The following is an 18485-nucleotide window of genomic DNA, read 5'->3' as shown; positions in this document are numbered from 1 at the left end:
TCATGGCGCACGCCCCGGAGCCAGGCCGAACAACCTGCGCAGCCCGTTACTGAAGCGGCCGCCCGCGCCGGTGGCGTTGCCCTCGGCCGCGACAGGGAGCCCGTCAGCCACCTGGGCCAGCGTCTGCGTGCCAAGGCGGATCATCTTGATGCGAACGCCCGTGTCGCTTTCGACACGGCTCGCCATCTGCACGGCAAGCATCGAGTGACCGCCCAGCTCGAAGAAGTTGTCGTCCGGGCCGGCGCGCGTACCCAGCAGCTCGGACCACACTTGCGACAGGTAATGGACGCGTGGGTCGGCTGCCGCCCCGGTCGCGCCAGGTCGAGGCGCCATAGTGGCCTCTTCCAACACGACCGGCAGCGGCAGCGCGTTCCGGTCGATCTTGCCGTTGGGCAAGAGCGGAATCTCGCTGAGCACCACGAAGTGGTGCGGCAACATGTAGGCCGGCAGCAGCTCCCGAAGGTGCGCGCGAAGCGCACCCGGGTCCACGACGGCAGCGGGGCTTGCGACGAGGTACGCGACCAGGCGCTGATCGCCCGGCCGGTCCTCGCGCACGATCACCAGCGCACGGGCGACGCCCTCGCACGCGGCCAGGTTGGTCTCGATCTCGCCCAGTTCGATGCGGTAGCCGCGAACCTTGACCTGGTAGTCCAGGCGCCCGAGATGCTCCAGATTGCCGTCCGCACGCCAGCGACCGCGGTCGCCCGTGCAATACAGCAACGCACTGGTGTCTGGCGTGCTCGCCGGCGACACCATGCGATCGGCCACGAAGCGCTCGCCGGTCAGCTCCGGACGGCCCAGGTACCCCTTGGTGACGCCGTCTCCGCCGATCCAGATCTCGCCGGGCACGCCGAACGGGCACAGCTCGCCGTGGGGATCGAGGATCCAGATGCGCGTGTTGGCGATGGGATGGCCGATGTGGATGTCGGGCGCGTGTCCGTCCTGGGGTGGCACGATGCGGGCACACGTCGACCACACGGTGGTCTCGGTCGGGCCGTAGACGTTCCACACCGACCCGCACCGGGAAAGCAACGACGTCGCCAGATCGACGGCCATCGGCTCGCCACCGCACAGCGCCTTGAACTCCGGCGAGCCCTTCCAGCCTGCGCCGATCAGCAGGCGCCAGGTGGACGGCGTGCCCTGCATCACCGTGGCGCGGGAGTTCTCGAGCAGCGCACGCAGCGACTGGCCGTCGCCGGACGTGTCCCGATCCGCCAGCACGATCTGAGCGCCCACCGCGAGCGGCAGGAGCAGCTCCAGCACGGCGATGTCGAACGACAGCGTCGTTACCGCCAGCAGGCGGTCGCTCGCGTCCAGTCCGGGTTCCTCGCGCATGCTGGCCAGGAAGTTCGAAACGGCGCGGTGCGGGACGATGACGCCCTTCGGCCGCCCCGTGGATCCGGAGGTGTAGATGACGTACGCCGGGTCCTCGGGCTGCGCGGCACCGTCGTCGTGCGAAAGCCGGCCCGTCGGGGCCTGTGCCAGCGTCTGCGCGTCTTCGTCGAACAGGAGCATCGGCCTGCCACGCAGGTCAAACCGCGCGGCGTGCTCGCGCGTGGTCAGCAGCATCGCAAGGCCCGCATCGGCGGCCATGTAGGCCAGGCGCTCGGTCGGGAACTGCGGATCCAGCGGCACGTAACCCGCGCCAGCCTTGAGGATGCCCAGCAGACCGGCCAGCATGTCGGTACCACGATCGAGCGCCAGCCCCACCAGGGCGCCGCGCCGCACGCCGTGGCTTCGCAGCACATGCGCGACCCGGTTGGCCCGCGCCTCCAGGTCGGCGTAGCCCAGCGAGATCGTGCCGGCACTCAGCGCGATACGCGAAGGTGTCTTGTCGCATTGCGCTTCGAAGTACTGGTGCATCGCGCGATGGCGGTCGAAGTCGGTCGGCGCCGGCTGCAGTGCATCCAGCTCCGCGCGCGCCACGGTATCGACCAGCGGCAGGCGCGCAAACGGAACGGCATCGCGGTCGATCGAGGCGCGCAGCATCGTTTCGTAGGCGCGCAACCAGCGCCGTATCGTGCCGGCATCGAACAGGTCGCTGTTGTACTGGCATTCGAGCCGCAACTGCCCGCCCACCTGCACCGCGTTCACGAACAGCTCGAACAACTCGAAGCTGCGCGGATTGCTGTCGAACTCCATGGCCAGGCCCGGGAAGGCCGTGCCTTCCTGATCGAGTGCCTGGTCCAGATTGAACAGCACGCTGATCAGCGGCATGCGCGCGGGGTCGCGTCGGATCTGGAGCTTCTTGAGCAGCGTTCCGAAGGTGTAGCGCTGGTGTTCGAGTGCATCGAGCAGCATCGATTGCGCGGCGTCGACCATCTCCACGAACGGCGCGGATGGATTGACGTCGAATCGCAGTGGCAATGCGTTGACGCAATGCCCGATCAGATCGTCATAACCATCCACCGGCTGCCCGGCAGCGGGAATGCCGACTACCACTTCCGTCTGGCCGGTCAGCCGATACAGAAGCCCCGAGAAGCTGGCAAGCAACGTGGCAAACAGGCTGGCACCCCGACGCGCGCCCAGCCGGCGCAGGTCGGCCAGCAGGTCTTCACTCAGGATGTGGTCCTCGCGCGCGGAGGCAAAGGTGCGCAGCGCGGGCCGCGAACGGTCCGTGGGAAGCTCGAGTACAGGCACCGCGCCGGGAAAGCGCGACACCCAGTACGCTTCATCGGCCGCGTGCACAGGGTTGGATTGCCGCTCGACCTCGCCCATGGCGTAATCGGCAAAGCTCTCGGGCTCTGGCAACGCATCGCCGCCGGAGCCGCTGCGCTGCGCGTACAACGCGCCGAGCTCGCGCACCAGCACCCACCAGGACCACCCGTCACAGACGATGTGGTGGGCGGTGAGCAGCAACAGGTGCTCCTGCTCGCCCAGTCGCAGCAGTTCGGCCCGGAATAGCGGTGCGTCGCCGACCTCGAACGGCGTCTCGACGGTTGCACGAAGGCGCTCGGCAACGGCGAAGTCGCGGGCGGCCTGGTCCTGGCCACTGAGATCGGACACAAGGAACGGCACGTCGAGCTGCTTCAGTACCGCCAGTGTCTGACAGTCCGGCCCGATCCACGAGCGCAAGGCGTCGTGCCGGTCGACGAGGTCCTGGACAGCTCGGCGCAAAGCATCCACCTGCAGCGCGCCAGTGAAACGCAGCGACACCGACAGGTTGAATCCCAGCGACGCCTCCTGGCACAACTGGTCGGCCAGCCAGATCTCGCGTTGCGCTTCGGTCGTGGGCACCACCACGGCCAGCTCGCCACCGGCGAAGGGGTCGTAGTCCACGGGCTCGAACGGGTGCGATGCCATGGGCGTTGCAGTGTTCATGTGCCCACCTTGAGGAACTTGCCAAAGCGGCTGGGATCGGGGATGAACCAGGCAGGACGGCCATCGGGCTGGCGACCCAGTCGCGCGCCAGGCATCGGCGGGCAGGTCGCATCCATCGGTGCACGACGCGGTGTCCGGTGAGCTGTCGCGCCCGACCGGGACGCTGCGACCTCCACCGCGGGTGCGACAGGCGCCGGCGTGACCGCAGCCGCATCGGGCGGCAGGGCGTCATCCAGCGCCACCGCGAGCCGTTGCAAGCTGGCGCATTCGCCCATCAGCTGACGGAACGTGATCCGGGCGGCGAATGCCTTGTGCAGCTGGGAAGCCACCTGGGTGAGCATCAGGCTGTCGAGCCCGAGCTCGATGAAGTTGCTGTCGGCGTCATCGTCGGAGATCGTTATTCCCGACGCTTCCTCGAACATCGCCCGGAGCTGCACCACGATGCGCGTGCGGCGATCGGGCGCCGCCGCAACGTCGGCCGCGTGCACCGACTCGGCCGTGCCCGGTGACGGCGCCTGCGCATCGTGCACGGTGCCTGCCACGGCACGTGGCGCGGCCGCGGGATGCGCAACCACATTGGATGCGATGGCCGGCGCGGCATCGACCCAGAAGCGCTGACGCTCGAACGGATAGGTCGGCAGGCGAAGGCGCGCGCGAACGTGGCGACGGTCGAACCCGCCCGGATCGAACGCGACGCCGCGCGCCCACAGCTGCCCGGCAGCCAGTCGCAGGTTTGCCACCTCGGTCGCGGGCGTGTCGGCCAGTGTCGGCACGGCCGTCAGGTGCCGCCCCTGGAACGCCGGGTGCTGCCGCGACAACGCGCAGAGCGTGCCGCGCGGACCGACTTCCAGCAGCAGGTGCGGCGAGGTCTCCAGCGCCCGCCCCAGGGCGGCGGCGAACCGCACGGCTTCGCGCAGATGCGATGCCCAGTAGTCGGGCGACATCGCCTGCTCGGCACCGAGCCAGTCACCGGTTGCGGTCGAGACGATGGGGATCCGGGGCGCAGACAGGTTCAACGCCGCGACTTCGGCACGGAATGGCCCCACCACCGGCTCCATCATCCGCGAATGGAACGCATGCGAAGTGCGCAATGCGCGGCAGACGATGCCGTCGGCTTCCAACTCGGCCTGGAAGCTGGCAATCGCGTCCAGCGCGCCGGACACGACGCAACTGCCCGGCGCGTTTTCCGCGGCCAGCGACAGCGTTTCCGGCAGGCGCGTCAGCAGGTCGTTCAGCGACAACCGCACCGACAGCATGCCGCCGGGTGGCTGTGCCTGCATCAACGCACCACGCCGCGCGACCAGCCGCAGCGCATCGGGCAAGGCGAACACGCCGGCAAGCGTCGCCGCGACGAATTCGCCGACGCTGTGGCCGATCATCGCTACCGGCGAGATCCCGTGGCTGAGCCACAATTGCGCCAGCGAATACTCGATGGCAAACGTTGCCGGCTGCATGACCGCCGTTGGCAACAGCGCTTCGGGATCGTCCGAGAACACGCGCTCGCGAAGATCCCAGCCAAGCTCGGCGAGCAACGCATCGGCGCATGCGTCGAACGCCACGCGGAACGCGGGTTCGCTGTCGTACAGACCGCGCCCCATGCCCGGATACGTGGCGCCCTGCCCCGGGAACAGGAAGATCACCTCGTCCTTTCGCGCCGGCCGTCCACGGGCTGCGGCGGCCGCAACCTCGGGACTGCGAAGCTGCGCAACCGCATCGGCGACATCCTCGGCAGCAATCGCGATGCGGTGCGCGAACGCCTTGCGACCGACCGCAAGCGTCCATGCCACGTCCGCCAGGTTGGTGTCGGGGTCGGCTTCGAGGTGATCGGCCAATTGCGCGATGGCGTGCGCCAGTGCGGCGGGGGTTCGCGCCGACAGCGTCAGCAACTGCGCCCCGCTCGCCGGTTCCGACACGGGCAACGCCGGCGCCTCTTCCAGCACCACGTGGGCGTTGGTGCCGCCCACGCCGAACGAACTCACGCCCGCCCGTCGCGGCGTGTCGCCGACTGGCCAGGCGCTCTGCGTGGCGTTGACAACGAAGGGCGAGCCGGCGAAGTCGATGGTCGGGTTGGCCGATTCGAAATGCAGGCTGGCCGGAATGCGCCGTTCGGCGAGCGAAAGCGCGGTCTTGATGACGCCGGTGGCGCCGGCAGCGATCACCAGGTGCCCGACATTGCTCTTCACCGATCCGATCCGGCAGAACCCGCGATCGGGGGTGCCGAGCCGGAACGCCCGGGTCAGTCCCTCGATCTCGATCGGGTCCCCTACCGGCGTGGCGGTGCCGTGCGCCTCGACGTAGCTGATGCTGCGCGGCTCCACCTGCGCCCGCTGGTGGGCCATGGCGATGACAGCCGCCTGCCCTTCGCTGCTTGGCGCGGTGAAGCTGGCCTTGCCGCCACCATCGTTGTTGACCGCACCGCCGCGTATCACCGCGAAGACGCGATTGCCGTCGGCCACCGCATCGGAGAGGCGCTTGAGCAGGACGATGGCCGCGCCGTCGCTGAACACCGTGCCCCCGGCATTCGCATCGAACGTGCGGGTATGCCCGTCGGGCGACAGCATCGCCCCTTCCTGGTGGAAGTAACCGCTGCGCGGCGGACAGGTCACGGTGATGCCACCGGCCAGCGCCATGTCGCAGTGGCCCAGCCGCAGGCTATCCGCGGCCTGGCAGATCGCCACCAGCGACGTCGAGCACGCGGTGTGCACGCTGATCGCCGGACCGGTCAGGTTGAGCTTGTGCGCGACACGCGTTGCGATGAAGTCCTTCTCGTTGTTCAGCATCACCTGGAACGCGCCGACGTTGTCGATCAGCTCCGGGTGCGCGGAAACGTGGCGCTGGAAGTAGCTGGCGTTGAACATTCCGGCAAACACGCCCACGGGGCCGGGCGTCGCATCGGGCACGTGTCCCGCGCGCTCCAGGCACTCCCAGGCCAGCTCGAGGAAGATCCGCTGTTGCGGGTCCATCAGCTCGGCCTCCTTCGGGCCGATGCCGAAGAACGCGGCGTCGAACTGCTCGACGCCGTCGATCACACCGCGCGCCCGAACGTACGCCGGGTCGTTGCGGTCCTGCTCGCTGACGGCGGGATCCAGGTCGTCCGGCCCGAAGACCGTGATCGAATCGCGGCCGTCGCACAGGTTGCGCCAGAATGCTTCGAGGTCCGCCGCTCCGGGGAAGCGACCGGCCATCGCCACGATCGCGATCGGCTCGTCGGCCATCCGCGCAGGCGTGCGCTGGGTGGCCACGAAGCGCGCCGGGTCGATGCCGGGACGGTGGCGGCCTTCGAGCGCTGCGGCCAGCGTGGCCGGTGTCGGGTGGTGGAACAGCAGCGTCATCGGAATGCCATTGCCGGATTCGCCCGCGCCCGACTCCCTGACGCGCTGCAACAGACGCGCGGCCAGGAGGGAGTCGCCGCCGAGTTCGAAGAAGTTGTCGTGCCGACCGACGTTGTCGATGGCCAGCACATCGCCAATGGCCGCGCACAGCGATGTCTCAAGCGCGCCCACGGGCGGCTCGTGGGCACAGCTGAGCTCGGGACGCTGCCGCGCCGGCGCCGGCAACGCGCGGCGATCCAGCTTGCCGTTCTCCGTCAGCGGCAGCGCCGCCAGATCGACGAACGCGCTGGGAAGCATGTAATCGGGCAGCGTGCTCGACAGATGCGCGCGCAGCACCGCGTGCGACGCCTGCGCGCCACGCGGAACGACGTAGGCCACCAGCCGCGGCTCGCCGCCGGCGCCGTCGTCGCGCGCGATCACCGCGCACTCGCGCACCGCCGCGTGCCGGATCAGGGCGCTCTCGATCTCGCCGGTCTCGATGCGGAAGCCGCGGATCTTGACCTGGTGGTCGCAGCGCCCGAGGTACTCGAGGTCGCCATCGGGCAGTCGACGCGCGAGATCGCCCGTCTTGTACAACCGCACCGGTTCGCCGTCCGGCGATTGCCAGTCGATGAACCGCTCGGCCGTGAGTTCAGGACGATTGAGGTAGCCGCGTGTGACGCCGGCGCCAGACACGTGGATCTCGCCGACGTCGCCGATGGCCACCGGCACGAGATCAGGATCGAGCACGAACAGGCGCAGGTCCGGGATGGGCTCACCGATCACGCTGCCGGCGTTGCGCTCCAGGTCCGCGCACGCGATCGGCCGGTACGTGACGTGGACCGTGGTCTCGGTGATGCCGTACATGTTGATCAATCGCGGGCACTGGTCGCCGTGCCGATCGAACCACGGCCGCAGCATCTGCAGCTCGAGCGCCTCGCCTCCGAAGATCACGTGGCGCAGGGACAGCGCGGAAGGCGCATCGACGGCGGCGAGGTCGGCATGGATCAGGCCGCGGAACGCCGATGGCGTCTGGTTCAGCACGGTGACGCCCTCGCGCATCAGCAGCGCATGGAACATCTCCGGTGAACGGCTGACCAGGTGCGGCACCACCACGACACGACCGCCATGGATCAGCGCGCCCCAGATCTCCCAGACCGAGAAATCGAACGCGTGCGAATGGAAGAACGTCCACACGTCGTCGGGCCCGAACTCGAACCATGCCCGGGTGGCGGTGAACAACCGCGCGACGTTGGCGTGCGTGACCTGGCAGCCTTTCGGCTTTCCGGTCGATCCGGAGGTGTAGATGACGTACGCAAGGTGGTCGGGCTGCGCGAGCGGCGTCGGGTCCGATGTCGGCTCCGATGCCAGTTCGGTCCAGTCGGCGTCCAGCAGGAGGGTGGGCACGTCGGTGGCGGGAAGCGACGTCCGGTGCCCGGACGATGTCATCAGCACGGCCGGACGGGCATCGTCGAGCATGAACTGCACGCGTTCGCGCGGGTAAGCCGCGTCGACTGGCAGGTACGCGCCACCGGCCTTGAGAATGCCGAGCAGGCCGACCACCATTTCCGTCGAACGTTCCAGGCCGATCGCGACCAGGGTATCGGGACCCACGCCCAACGCACGCAGGCGATGGGCCACCTGATTGGCGCGGCTATTGAGATCGCGATAGCTGAGGCTGACACCTTCGCAGGTCACTGCGATCGCGTCCGGCCTTAGTGCGGCCTGCTGCTCGATCTGCTGCTGTATGCACGGCGCAGCGTCCAAGGACAAAGGCGACGAACTGTCGGGCTGCCGATTCATTCCCACCTTCCCATGCGCGTGCGTGCATGACCATGCGCGACCCTCCTTAGTGGTGGTCAAAACCAGCTTCCTTGATGAGGTGAGAAACGCCTTGGGGAGGGGCTGGCGGCCACCCGGGTGCCCCGGTGTATCGTTGGAACTCGTGCAGGGCCTGATGGCGCGCTAGGATGCGGACATGGACGGTGATCGATGAAACCGGATCTGACGCTGCTCTATTCCCAGCTCGGGCTGAAGCCGAACTGCAGCCTGGAGGAGCTCCAGCTCGCCTATCGCCGGCGGATCTCCGAGCTGCAATCAAACCGCGAGGCGGGTAGTACACCCTCGCCCGAATCTGCCGCCGCACTGCGCGACCTGATCGGCCTGTACACCACGGCCAGTCGATTCCAACGGCGTTACGGTCGCCTGCCCGGCGCGCCGCCGCGACGCTCCGGCTCGGCCGGCCATTCGATGTACGCCGCCCCGATGCGCGTACGTGCCCGGTACGCCGCTCCCCCGTCCGGCAACCGGCCATCGACCCGGTCGCGCGTCATGCTGGGAATGGCGGTGACGATCCTGGTCCTCGTGTTCGGCCTGCTGGCCGTGGCCTCGGGAGAGTGGCTGCGGTAGTGATGCCGCACCGTCGTGCCGGGTGCCAACGCGGACGAGCGTCGCAGAAGGCAACGCGCGCACTCCGTGACCGAAGCGCTGCCGCCCTGCCGTTGTCGCCGGCATGGCCTCTGTCGACCGTGACGGTCCAGGGGCCGAACGGCCGGCACCAAGCCGACTGCAAGCCGAAAGGCGGATTGGGGAACCACAGGCGACAACGACGATGGACACCAGGAAGCTCTTGCTCGATCCATCGGCCATCGCCTGGCGACTGGCCCTGGTGGTGGCGCTGATGGTCGCCGCCAACCTCGGGCTGCAGGCGTACCGCCTCGCCATCCATCGCGATCAGGTGTCCGGCCTGGCACTGGTTGCCATGGACGGCGAGCAGAACCTGCCTGCGCTGTTCTCGACCGGGCTGCTGTTCTGCGCCAGCGCACTGCTCGCGCTGATCGCCTTGCTGAGCAGAAGGGACCAGGCCCTGGACGTGTCGAAGTGGGCGATCCTGGCGACAGGGTTCCTGGTGATGGGGCTGGATGAAGCCTTGTCGTTCCACGAGCGGCTGATCGAGCCGATGCGCGCCCTGCTCGGCCGCCAGCACCTTGGGATCTTCTTTTTTGCGTGGGTGATTCCGGGCATCTCGCTGGTTGCGGCGCTGGGCGCCTTCTTCCTGCCATTCGTCCTGCGTCTCCCGCGCCGGACCGCGATCGCGTTCGTGATGGCCGCCGCGATCTACCTGGGCGGCGCCCTGGGCGTCGAACTCGTCGAAGGGTGGTGGCGCGAAGGGCACGGTCACAAGAACCTGCTCTACCACGTGTTCTCCAGCCTGGAAGAAGGCATGGAGATGACCGGCATCATCGTCTTCATCCATACGCTCCTGCGCCATATCGGCTGGCGCTTCGGCGAGGTGCGATTTGCATTCGACGGCGTGCCGGCGGCGGCGGAAGCGTCCGGAACCCAGTCGCCGGAGCCCGGCCAATCGGGCATCGACCAGGCGGCGCTTCTTCGTTCGACGGGTGAGTAGCCCGCCCCAGGTGGTGCCGCTGGCCGGAGTCAGCGCGAGCCTCGGTGGAACAGCACCACTTCCACCGTCTGCAGCAGGATCATCAGGTCGAACACCAGCCCGTGATTCTTGACGTAGAACAGGTCGAACGTCAGCTTCTCTTCGGCGTCGCTCACCGAGGCGCCATACGGATACCGCAGCTGCGCCCAACCCGTCAGCCCCGGCTTCACGCAATGGCGCACGTTGTAGTACCAGACCTCGCGACTGAGCATGTCGACGAACTGTGGCCGCTCCGGCCGCGGGCCGACGAAGCTCATGTCCCCCTGGAGGATGTTGAACAGCTGCGGAAGTTCGTCGAGTCGCGACAGGCGGATGATCCGTCCGACCCGCGTGGTGCGATCGTCGCCCTGGCTGGCCCACCGGGCGACGCCATCGGCTTCGGCATCCACGCGCATGCTGCGGAACTTGACCAGCTCGAACTTGCGACCGTTCTCCCCCACGCGCGTCTGCCGGTACAGGATCGGGCCGCGTGACTCCATCGCGATGCACGCCGCCACCACCAGCATGATCGGCCAGGCGATCAGCAGCAGCGCCGACGCAGCGGCGAGATCGAAGAAGCGCTTGCTGAGGCGACGCGGGACGGAGTGGTCGAACCCGCCGGAGAACGCTAGCCAGGAAGGATCGGCCACGTTCAACTTCACCATGCCCACTTCGCGCTCGAAGAACCTGGACAGATCGGTGACCGTGATGCCCCGCTGCGCGCACTTCAGCATCTCTTCCATCGGGAGCACGCCGCGTCGCTCGTCGGGGGCGACCACGATCTCGAACACCTGCATCCACTCGGCGATCTCCGACAGCGAGAAGTCCGTATTGAGCAGCATGCTTTCCGGAACGCGGATGGGCTGGCCCAGCACCGGCAGGAATCCCACCACGACAAACGATTGCCTGTCCGAGCGCCGCCGCAGGCGGCTGTTGATGAGGTCGGCGTTCACGCCCGCGCCCAGCACCAGCACGCGTCGCCGGAAGACATCCGTCTTGATCACGCTGCCGACGAGGAAACGCATCATCGAGATGGCCAGGAACCCGATCGCCAGCGCGATGGCCAGGACACCACGGCCGATGTAGGTGGAAGGCATCAGGTAGTACAGCACCAGCAATCCGATGCCGCCGAACGCGAAGGACAGCGACAGGCGCACGAGGAACTCCATGCGGTTGTGCCGCACGTGCACCTGGTACAGGCCAAACGCCACCATCGACACCGTGATGAAGACCGCAAACACCACGGCGCGTGCCCACGCCGACTCGAGAAACAGGTAGTAGCCGCCGGGACTGCCCAGGAAGCGCAACCAGGCCCCGATCACGACGGCGGACATCAACAGCCCGATCTCCGCGAACCACAGCAGCAGCAACGCGCGACTCTTGCGACTGGCCGAAGCGATGCTCATCGCGTTGCCTGCCATGCGCGTGATGGAGAGACGTTCATCGACACGCCGCGGCGCCGCGGCATGGCAGCACCGGGTGGTCTGTCGGAATCCGATGGTGGGGCGATGGAACGGACGCGGTTCCGCGGTTGCGCACGCTGATGTGCCCGATGCATACGGCCCCCTGCTCGACCAGCTGCTCGGCCACCTGCCACTGCGGGCAACCGGCCATGACCCGGACGGGTCTGCTCGACGAGTGGAACGACAGAATCGCGACACGCCGGCCGCTGGGTGGCGCATCAGGCCGGCCGCTTCCTCAGTACCACTGCTGCGCTGTCGCTCCGTTCGGGCGCAGCCAGACACATTCGACCGACGCCCCAGGAGGCTTCGCCACTGCCGCCACCCAATGCGGACCAGCGTCGAGCATTCGCACCTGGCTGGTTACGCCGCCACGCCGTGGCAGCACGGCATCGTCGGGCGCGGCAAACGTCTGCATCTCCCGCTGCAGGCCAATGCCGATGGCCTTCAGGAAAGCCTCCTTGCGAACCCACAGTGCAAGCAGCGCCTGGTTTCGTTCGTCTTCGGCCAATGCTTCCATTGCAGCGCGGTCGGCCGGATGGCACAGGCGCTCGACGATCTCGGGCATGACCGCCGCCCGCGCCAGCGACTCGATGTCCACCCCGACCGGGCCCGCCGCCGAGACGGCCACGGCCAGACACCCGTCGGCATGGCTGAGACTGGTGGCCAAACTTCCGCCGGCAACCCGGGGGCATCCTGCGCGGTCGCGCCCGATCGGCACGCTGGCGACATCACAATGCAGTGCGCGGCCCAGCACGAGACGATGCAGCGCGTAGCAAAGTGCCAGTTGATCGCGCCGGGTTGGAGAGCGCCGGGATCGGACGCGCCCGGATTCGGTGGCATCGAGAACCGCATAGGCGTCGTCCACCCACGCTTGCCAGTCCCGCAGCTCGAACAACCCGACAAACACCGAGAGGCTCGCCGCCGCGCGCCAGCGGCTTGACGACAGGACGCCTTCGAACTGCGTGTCCAAGGTACTGCGCGGTGGCCAGGTGTCTACGCAACCCGGTGACAACTCAACCTGCCGCATGTGCGTTTGCCTTCAACGGGCTTCGCAGCGCCCCGATCCTGACGGCAACGCCCCGCCACCGGTGGAACGGACACCTCCCAATGGTTTGAGCGAGCCAGCGACGAGGTTCCATCGCATTCAGCCGATCCCATCGCGCACATCCCATGCCGCCGATCCCTTCAGCGAATCGCGGTCGAGGGTGCCGTCGCGGGCACACGAGAGCTCCCCCCCAGCTCGTACTCGATTCTCACCCAGGCATTGCCGGGCCGATCGTAGATGGCCTGCAACACCACGGGCGTGCCCGGGTCCTCGCGGCTGACGTAGGCCACACCTTCGGCATTGATCCGCAGGAACCGGTTGCCACCCTCGACCGTGGCAATCCAGTCCAGCCGAAGCCACGTCGACGGCTTGCGGAACCGGCGCGCGAGCGCTTTGGCCGTATGCGATTCGAGGTGCCGGATCAGCGCGCCGTCGTTGGGAACGTCTCGCTCGCCCGCCGCGACGCCGCCGATGCTGACGGCGGGATACCCGGCGCGACGCCGACGATTGTCATAGGGGACATGGAAGCGGAAGCCGACCTTGTCGCTGCCGCCATCGACCATCACGCCGCCCGTGCCGCTGATCGCGCTGGCGCGGGCATCCACGTCCTGGACGGCGATCGCCTCCAGCCACATGTCCACGGCCCGGTTGCCGAACTGCTCCGAAAGCGCCCTCACCAATGGGCCGGCGATCGCGTCGCTGAGGGCGAGTTGGTCATCGCGAACCGGACTGGTTGCCCCGTGCGAGCCGGCATCGAACCCCGCACGCGGCAATACCGGCTGCGAAGCCGCGGCACCGGAGGCGCAAACGCAGACCAGCAGGACGGCAGTGGGGATACGGCAGTGCAATGACGTCATCCGGCTCGGCTGGCAAGGCGAGACGCGCTTGCCTGACTGGACTAACGCATGCCCACCGCGTTCCCGGGCAACGGCGCGGTCGCGACGGCCGGTACTGGCCACCCGTCCGGCCGGGCCGGCGGGCACGGGAATCGCCAGCACCGACCGTGCTATAAGGCGCTGGCATGGTGAAGAACTGGTAGAGCGCTGGCGTTTTGCGCGGCAGTCGACAGGGCGGATCGGGTCGACAATCCCTACAGGACTGATGGGGTGTCACATGCAACGGAAAGCAAGCCGAGCTCGTAGCGTCCGTCAGGCGGCAGGCCGCACCTTCGGCACTCCCTGCGTCGCGCTTCTCGCCTTCTCGATGGCCGTCTGCCTGCACCCGGCGAACGCGACCGAGGCGTCGGGCGATCTCGTCGATCTCAGTCTCGAACAGCTGTCGCAGATCCAGGTCACTTCGGTCTCCAAGCGCCACGAAATGCTGCTGGATGCCGCCGCGTCGGTCTTCGTCATCACCAACGAAGACATCCGCATGTCCGGCGCCACCAGCATTCCCGAGGCGCTGCGGCTCGCGCCCGGTGTCGAGGTCGCGCGCGACGGTTCCAATTCCTGGTCGATCTCGATCCGCGGATTCAACAACGACATCTCCAACAAGCTGCTGGTGCTGATCGATGGCCGCAGCGTCTACTCCCCGCTCTTTGCCGGTGTCTTCTGGGACGTCCAGGACCTGATGCTGGAGGACGTGGACCGGATCGAGGTGGTTGCCGGGCCCGGTGGCACGCTGTGGGGCGCCAACGCGGTCAACGGCGTCATCAACATCATCACCCGATCGGCGGGCGACACACAGGGCGGCCTGGCGCAGGCCAGCGGCGGCGACGAAGGCGAATCGTTGGCCTTGCGCTACGGCGCGCAACTGGCCAACGGCGCATCGTTGCGCGGCTACCTCAAGTCAACCCATCGCGATGCCTCGACCAATGCCGCCGGCACGCGCGGGTTCGACGACTGGCGCATGACGCAGGGCGGGTTCCGCTACGACTGGGACGCTTCCCCGTCCGACCAGTTCACGTTGCAGGGGGATGCGTACCGCGGCAAGGCGGGCGGACTGTTCCGTGGGGCGTTCACCCTGGGCACATTGCCCGGTCCGAGTTTCCGCGACGATTCGGACCTGGCCGGAACCAACCTGCTGGGGCGCTGGACCCGGCAGCTGGACGAGGATTCCGATCTCAGCGTGCAGGCCTACTACGACCACACCCGGCGCGACATTCCGAGCACGTTCAACGAATCGCGCGATACGTTCGATGCCGAGTTCCAGCACCACTTCCGGCACGGTCGCCACGATGTCCTGTGGGGACTGGGCTTGCGCTGGACGAGCGACGACGTCGACAGCACGCTGTTCGCCACCTTCGATCCGGCGCAGCGGACCGACCGCACGTACAGTGCATTCGTGCAGGACCGGATCGACTTGTGGAACGAGCGACTCTTCCTCACGCTCGGATCGAAGTTCGAGCGCAACGACTACACGGGGTTCGAATCCCAACCCAACGCGCGCCTGACCTGGCTGGCCAGCGAGCGGCAGACGCTGTGGGCCGCGGCTTCGCGCGCCGTGCGCATTCCCTCGCGGCTGGATGCCGACCTGCGACTCACGTCGCCGGTTTCCATCCCCGGCCTGCCCTTCCCCATCTACGTCAACATCAACGCCAACCACGATTTCGATTCGGAAGAGTTGCTGGCCTACGAGGCCGGGTACCGCGCGCAGGTGCGCGACAACCTGTCATTCGATGTCTCGGTCTTCTACAACGACTACGACCGGCTGCAGACAACCGAACCGGAACAGCCCGTGGTGGTGGTCAATCCGCCCGTGATCTACATCGTCCTTCCCAATTCGCTCGCCAACGGCATGAAAGGCCATTCCTATGGCGGCACGCTGGCGGCGAAGTGGAGTCCGATCTCCAACTGGCGGCTGCAGTTCCAGTATTCGTACTTCGAGCTGCACCTGCGCAACCTGCCCGGCAGCCTCGATACATCGGCGCTGCGTGCGGAAGGCAACAGCCCGAGAAACCAGGCCTCGCTGTTCTCGTTCCTCTCGCTGCCCGGCGACGTGAGCGTGTTTGGCGGTGTGCGGTACGTCGACGCGCTTCCCAACCGGGGCGTCGACAGTTACACGGCCTTCGACCTGGGGCTGTCGTGGACACCACATCCAAACCTCAGCCTGTCCGTTGCAGGAAAGAATCTCGCCGGCAGCCGGCACCAGGAGTCCGCTGCAACGGGCAATCCCACGGGTCGAAGCGTGCAGGGCAACGTCACGTTCCGCTTCTAGGCCGAACGCCGGACGAAAAGAAAGCCCCGGCCGAAGCCGGGGCCCATCGTGGTCAGCGCCCTCGATTGCCGGGCAATGGCACGATCAGAACGTGATGCTCCAGCTGTCGATCTTGCCGACATCGCCCGCGCCGGCGTCGTTGACGCGCAGCTTCCACGTGCCGTTCAACGCCTCGGTCGACAGGTTCAGCGTGACCGTCTTGTTGATATTGTCCGTGCTGCTGCCGGTGCGGTTGTGGATGTTGTAGAGGCTGCCATCGGGTGCCACCAGGTCGACCTTCAGATCGCCCTGGTAGGTGTGCACGATGGCGACCGTCACCGAGGCATTGGCCGGGGCGTTGCCGGTGCGACCGGACACGGTGATCGGGCTGTCGACGGTGGTGTTGTCGCTGATGGTGTAGTCGGCAGCGTTGCTGTAGGTCTGCGTGCCACCGGTGCCGGCGGTGTAGCTACCGGTCAGGCTGGCACCGGAGAACGCGCTGTAGCCCTTCACCAGCACGTGGTAGGTGCCCGCCTGGGCCACGGCCACGGTGCAGGTTTCGGCGTTGGCGCTGCCTTCGGACTTGCAGGCGAAGCTGGTGGTGGTCGGCTGCGAACCAAGCTGCGCGTAAAGGTCCAGATCGCCGGTGCCGCCGCTGGTGACGAACTTCAGGTTGGTCGCACCGGCCGGCACGACAAGCGTGAAGTACTGGCTGCTGCCCGCCGCACCGGACAGCCCGGTCTTGGCGACGCCATTGGTCAGCACGGTGCCGCCGCTGGACGCGACCGTGACCGAGGCGGTCTTGGTGTGGGTGGCGCCGTCGTCGTCGGTGACCGTCAAGGTGACGGTGTAGGTGCCGGCCGCGGTGTAGGTCTTGCTCGGACTGGTGGCCGTGGACGTGGTGCCATCACCGAAGTTCCAGCTGCGCGACACGATCGAGCCGTCGCTGTCGGTCGAGCTGTCGGTGAACGTGGCCGTGAGGCCGTTCACGCTCGAGCCGAAGTTGGCCACCGGGTTGGCGTTGCCGCCACCACCGCCGATGCGGATCGCTTCGACGACGGCGGCATCGGCATCGACCAGACCCAGGCCGCAACCACCGGGGCACGCGCCCGCCAGTGCACGGGTGGAGTCCTTCAGCGCCTGCTCGATCTGGGCCGGCGTCAACGGCGCCGCCACGGCCGACTGCATCAGTGCAACCACGCCGGCCACGTGCGGCGCGGCCATCGAGGTGCCCTGGTAGAACGCGTAGCTGGACGCACCCTGCACGGTCGCACCGGCGTTGAGCGTCGATAGCACGCCCTGGCCCGGCAGCGGGGTGTTGCAGTTGGTGGGCGACGTGGCAAGCGGCAGGTGCTCGCCGACCAGGTAATCGGGTTTGCAGGTTTCGCCGCCCGGCGCGGCGACGTCGATGCGGGCGCCGTAGTTGGAGTACCAGGCGCGGTTGCCGCCCTGGTCGCTGGCGGCGACGGCCACGACGTTGTTGCAGCTTGCCGGCGTGAAGCCCGCCACGTCGCGGTTGGAGTTGCCCGCCGCAACCACGACCGTGGTGCCGCGGCCCACCGCGTCATTGATCGCATTCTGATAGGTGGCCGAGCATGCCGAACCGCCGCCCAGGCTCATGTTGATGACTTCGGCCGGATTCGCGTTGGCGGGAACGCCAGCGACCGCGCCGCCGGACGCCCACACGATCGCGTCGGCGATGTCGGCCGTCGAGCCACCGCACTTGGCCAGCACGCGTACCGGGACGATTCGCGCGCCGTGCGCCACGCCCGCGACGCCGGTGGCGTTGTTGGTCACCGCCGCGATGGTGCCGGCGACGTGCGTGCCGTGCCAGCTGGAGTTGCTGACCTGACAGTCGACAGCGCTGGAGTTCCAGTCGCCTTCGTCGTTGGGGTTGTTGTCGCGGCCGTTGCCGTCGCGGGCGCGGGCTGCGTCGCTCACGAAGTCGTAGCCCGGCAGGATGTTGGCGTCGAGATCGGCATGCGGAACGATGCCGGTATCGATCACCGCCACGATGGTGCCGGTGCCGGTCGCGCGATCCCACGCGGTGTTGGCGCGCAGGCCGTTCGCGGCCGAGTAGTGCCACTGCTCACCGTAGCGGGTGTCGTTCGGGTCCGCGGTGTGCGTCCACAGCCGGTTGACTTCCACCGACTCCACGTTCGGGTCGGCCGCCAGCTGCCGCATCAGCGACTCGGCCTCGGCGCGATCGAGCTTGCTGCCGGCACGCACCAGGTCCGAACCGATGGCCAGGCGGCGGATGTGTCCCAGGGCAACGCGCTTGCCGCCCACCTGGACCTGGGCCACGCGGTTCAGCGAGGTCTTCACGGCGGCGGTGCTCATGCGCTCGGAGGTGCCGCTGCGGTACTTGACGATGAAGCCGTCGTAACCCTGCGGCGACTGCAGGCCGTCCAGGTTCAGCTGGCCGGCAACGGCGGGCGCCGCGAGGGCCGACAGGGCCAGGGCGGTGGCGGTAGCCAGTGCGGTCGTGCGAATGCGGTGGTTCGAAAACGTGGACATCAAGAACTCCCTTGAATGATTGGATATTCGAATCGGGAACCGCACGACCAGGCCCGGCCCCCGACCCCGGGCGAATCCGCCGAAGGAACGTGAGCACTGCCCAGTCCGCCCGCCGATACCGGCGCGCCGCGGCAGCTGCCACGACACGCCGCCGTATGGCGTGACCCGTCCGATGGCCCTTCCGTTGCGACTTCGTCAGTGAGGAGGTCGCTACATCCGGAGCATTCACCGGCGGTCCGGCGAAACGCCTGGACCGTTCAGGATCC

Annotated in this window: 9 protein-coding genes and 1 pseudogene; 3 read left to right on the top strand and 7 right to left on the bottom strand. The window is 67.8% G+C overall.

Annotated elements, in window-relative coordinates; all coding sequences use genetic code 11:
• On the bottom strand, positions 1-3321 hold the full coding sequence (locus tag EER27_RS12360; protein ID WP_123088409.1) for a non-ribosomal peptide synthetase: 3321 nt from the start codon (positions 3319-3321) through the stop codon (positions 1-3).
• A complete protein-coding gene (locus EER27_RS12355) occupies positions 3318-8399 on the bottom strand; it encodes a polyketide synthase (protein ID WP_190285775.1) in 5082 nt (1693 codons plus the stop codon). Before EER27_RS12355 ends, EER27_RS12360 begins: the two co-directional genes overlap by 4 nt.
• 225 nt (positions 8400-8624) lie before the next feature.
• On the opposite strand from EER27_RS12355, the gene EER27_RS12350 reads away from it, so the two are divergent.
• On the top strand, positions 8625-9041 hold the full coding sequence (locus EER27_RS12350) for a hypothetical protein (RefSeq protein ID WP_123088407.1): 417 nt from the start codon (positions 8625-8627) through the stop codon (positions 9039-9041).
• A gap of 202 nt (positions 9042-9243) precedes the next feature.
• Positions 9244-10041: a hypothetical protein gene (locus tag EER27_RS12345; RefSeq protein WP_123088406.1), complete on the top strand. Its 798-nt coding sequence runs from the start codon at positions 9244-9246 to the stop codon at positions 10039-10041.
• Between the two features lie 29 nt (positions 10042-10070).
• Here EER27_RS12345 and EER27_RS12340 read toward each other — a convergent pair whose 3' ends face one another.
• The 3 genes from EER27_RS12340 to EER27_RS17145 form a co-directional block, all read right to left on the bottom strand.
• Positions 10071-11465 carry a TIGR03013 family XrtA/PEP-CTERM system glycosyltransferase gene (locus EER27_RS12340; RefSeq protein WP_123088515.1) on the bottom strand — a complete coding sequence of 465 codons (1395 nt, stop codon included), beginning with the start codon at positions 11463-11465 and terminating at the stop codon, positions 10071-10073.
• 292 nt (positions 11466-11757) lie between these two features.
• Positions 11758-12492: a 4'-phosphopantetheinyl transferase family protein gene (locus EER27_RS12335; protein WP_190285774.1), complete on the bottom strand. Its 735-nt coding sequence runs from the start codon at positions 12490-12492 to the stop codon at positions 11758-11760.
• Positions 12493-12707: 215 nt separating this feature from the next.
• The gene (locus tag EER27_RS17145) at positions 12708-13565 is read right to left on the bottom strand and encodes a hypothetical protein (protein ID WP_190285773.1); all 858 of its coding nucleotides are present in this window, start codon (positions 13563-13565) and stop codon (positions 12708-12710) included.
• A 205-nt stretch (positions 13566-13770) separates the two neighbouring features.
• On the opposite strand from EER27_RS17145, the gene EER27_RS12325 reads away from it, so the two are divergent.
• Positions 13771-15723: a TOL_0244 family TonB-dependent receptor gene (locus tag EER27_RS12325; RefSeq protein ID WP_190285772.1), complete on the top strand. Its 1953-nt coding sequence runs from the start codon at positions 13771-13773 to the stop codon at positions 15721-15723.
• A gap of 84 nt (positions 15724-15807) precedes the next feature.
• Here EER27_RS12325 and EER27_RS17615 read toward each other — a convergent pair whose 3' ends face one another.
• A complete protein-coding gene (locus EER27_RS17615; protein ID WP_425480843.1) occupies positions 15808-16467 on the bottom strand; it encodes a proprotein convertase P-domain-containing protein in 660 nt (219 codons plus the stop codon).
• Between the two features lie 12 nt (positions 16468-16479).
• A pseudogene (locus EER27_RS12320) lies at positions 16480-18219 on the bottom strand (S8 family serine peptidase); the annotation flags it as partial.
• Positions 18220-18485 lie beyond the last annotated feature (266 nt).

This window comes from Montanilutibacter psychrotolerans (assembly GCF_003719825.1).
GTDB classification, from domain to species: domain Bacteria; phylum Pseudomonadota; class Gammaproteobacteria; order Xanthomonadales; family Xanthomonadaceae; genus Montanilutibacter; species Montanilutibacter psychrotolerans.
This window is presented reverse-complemented; position numbering and strand designations above follow the sequence as displayed.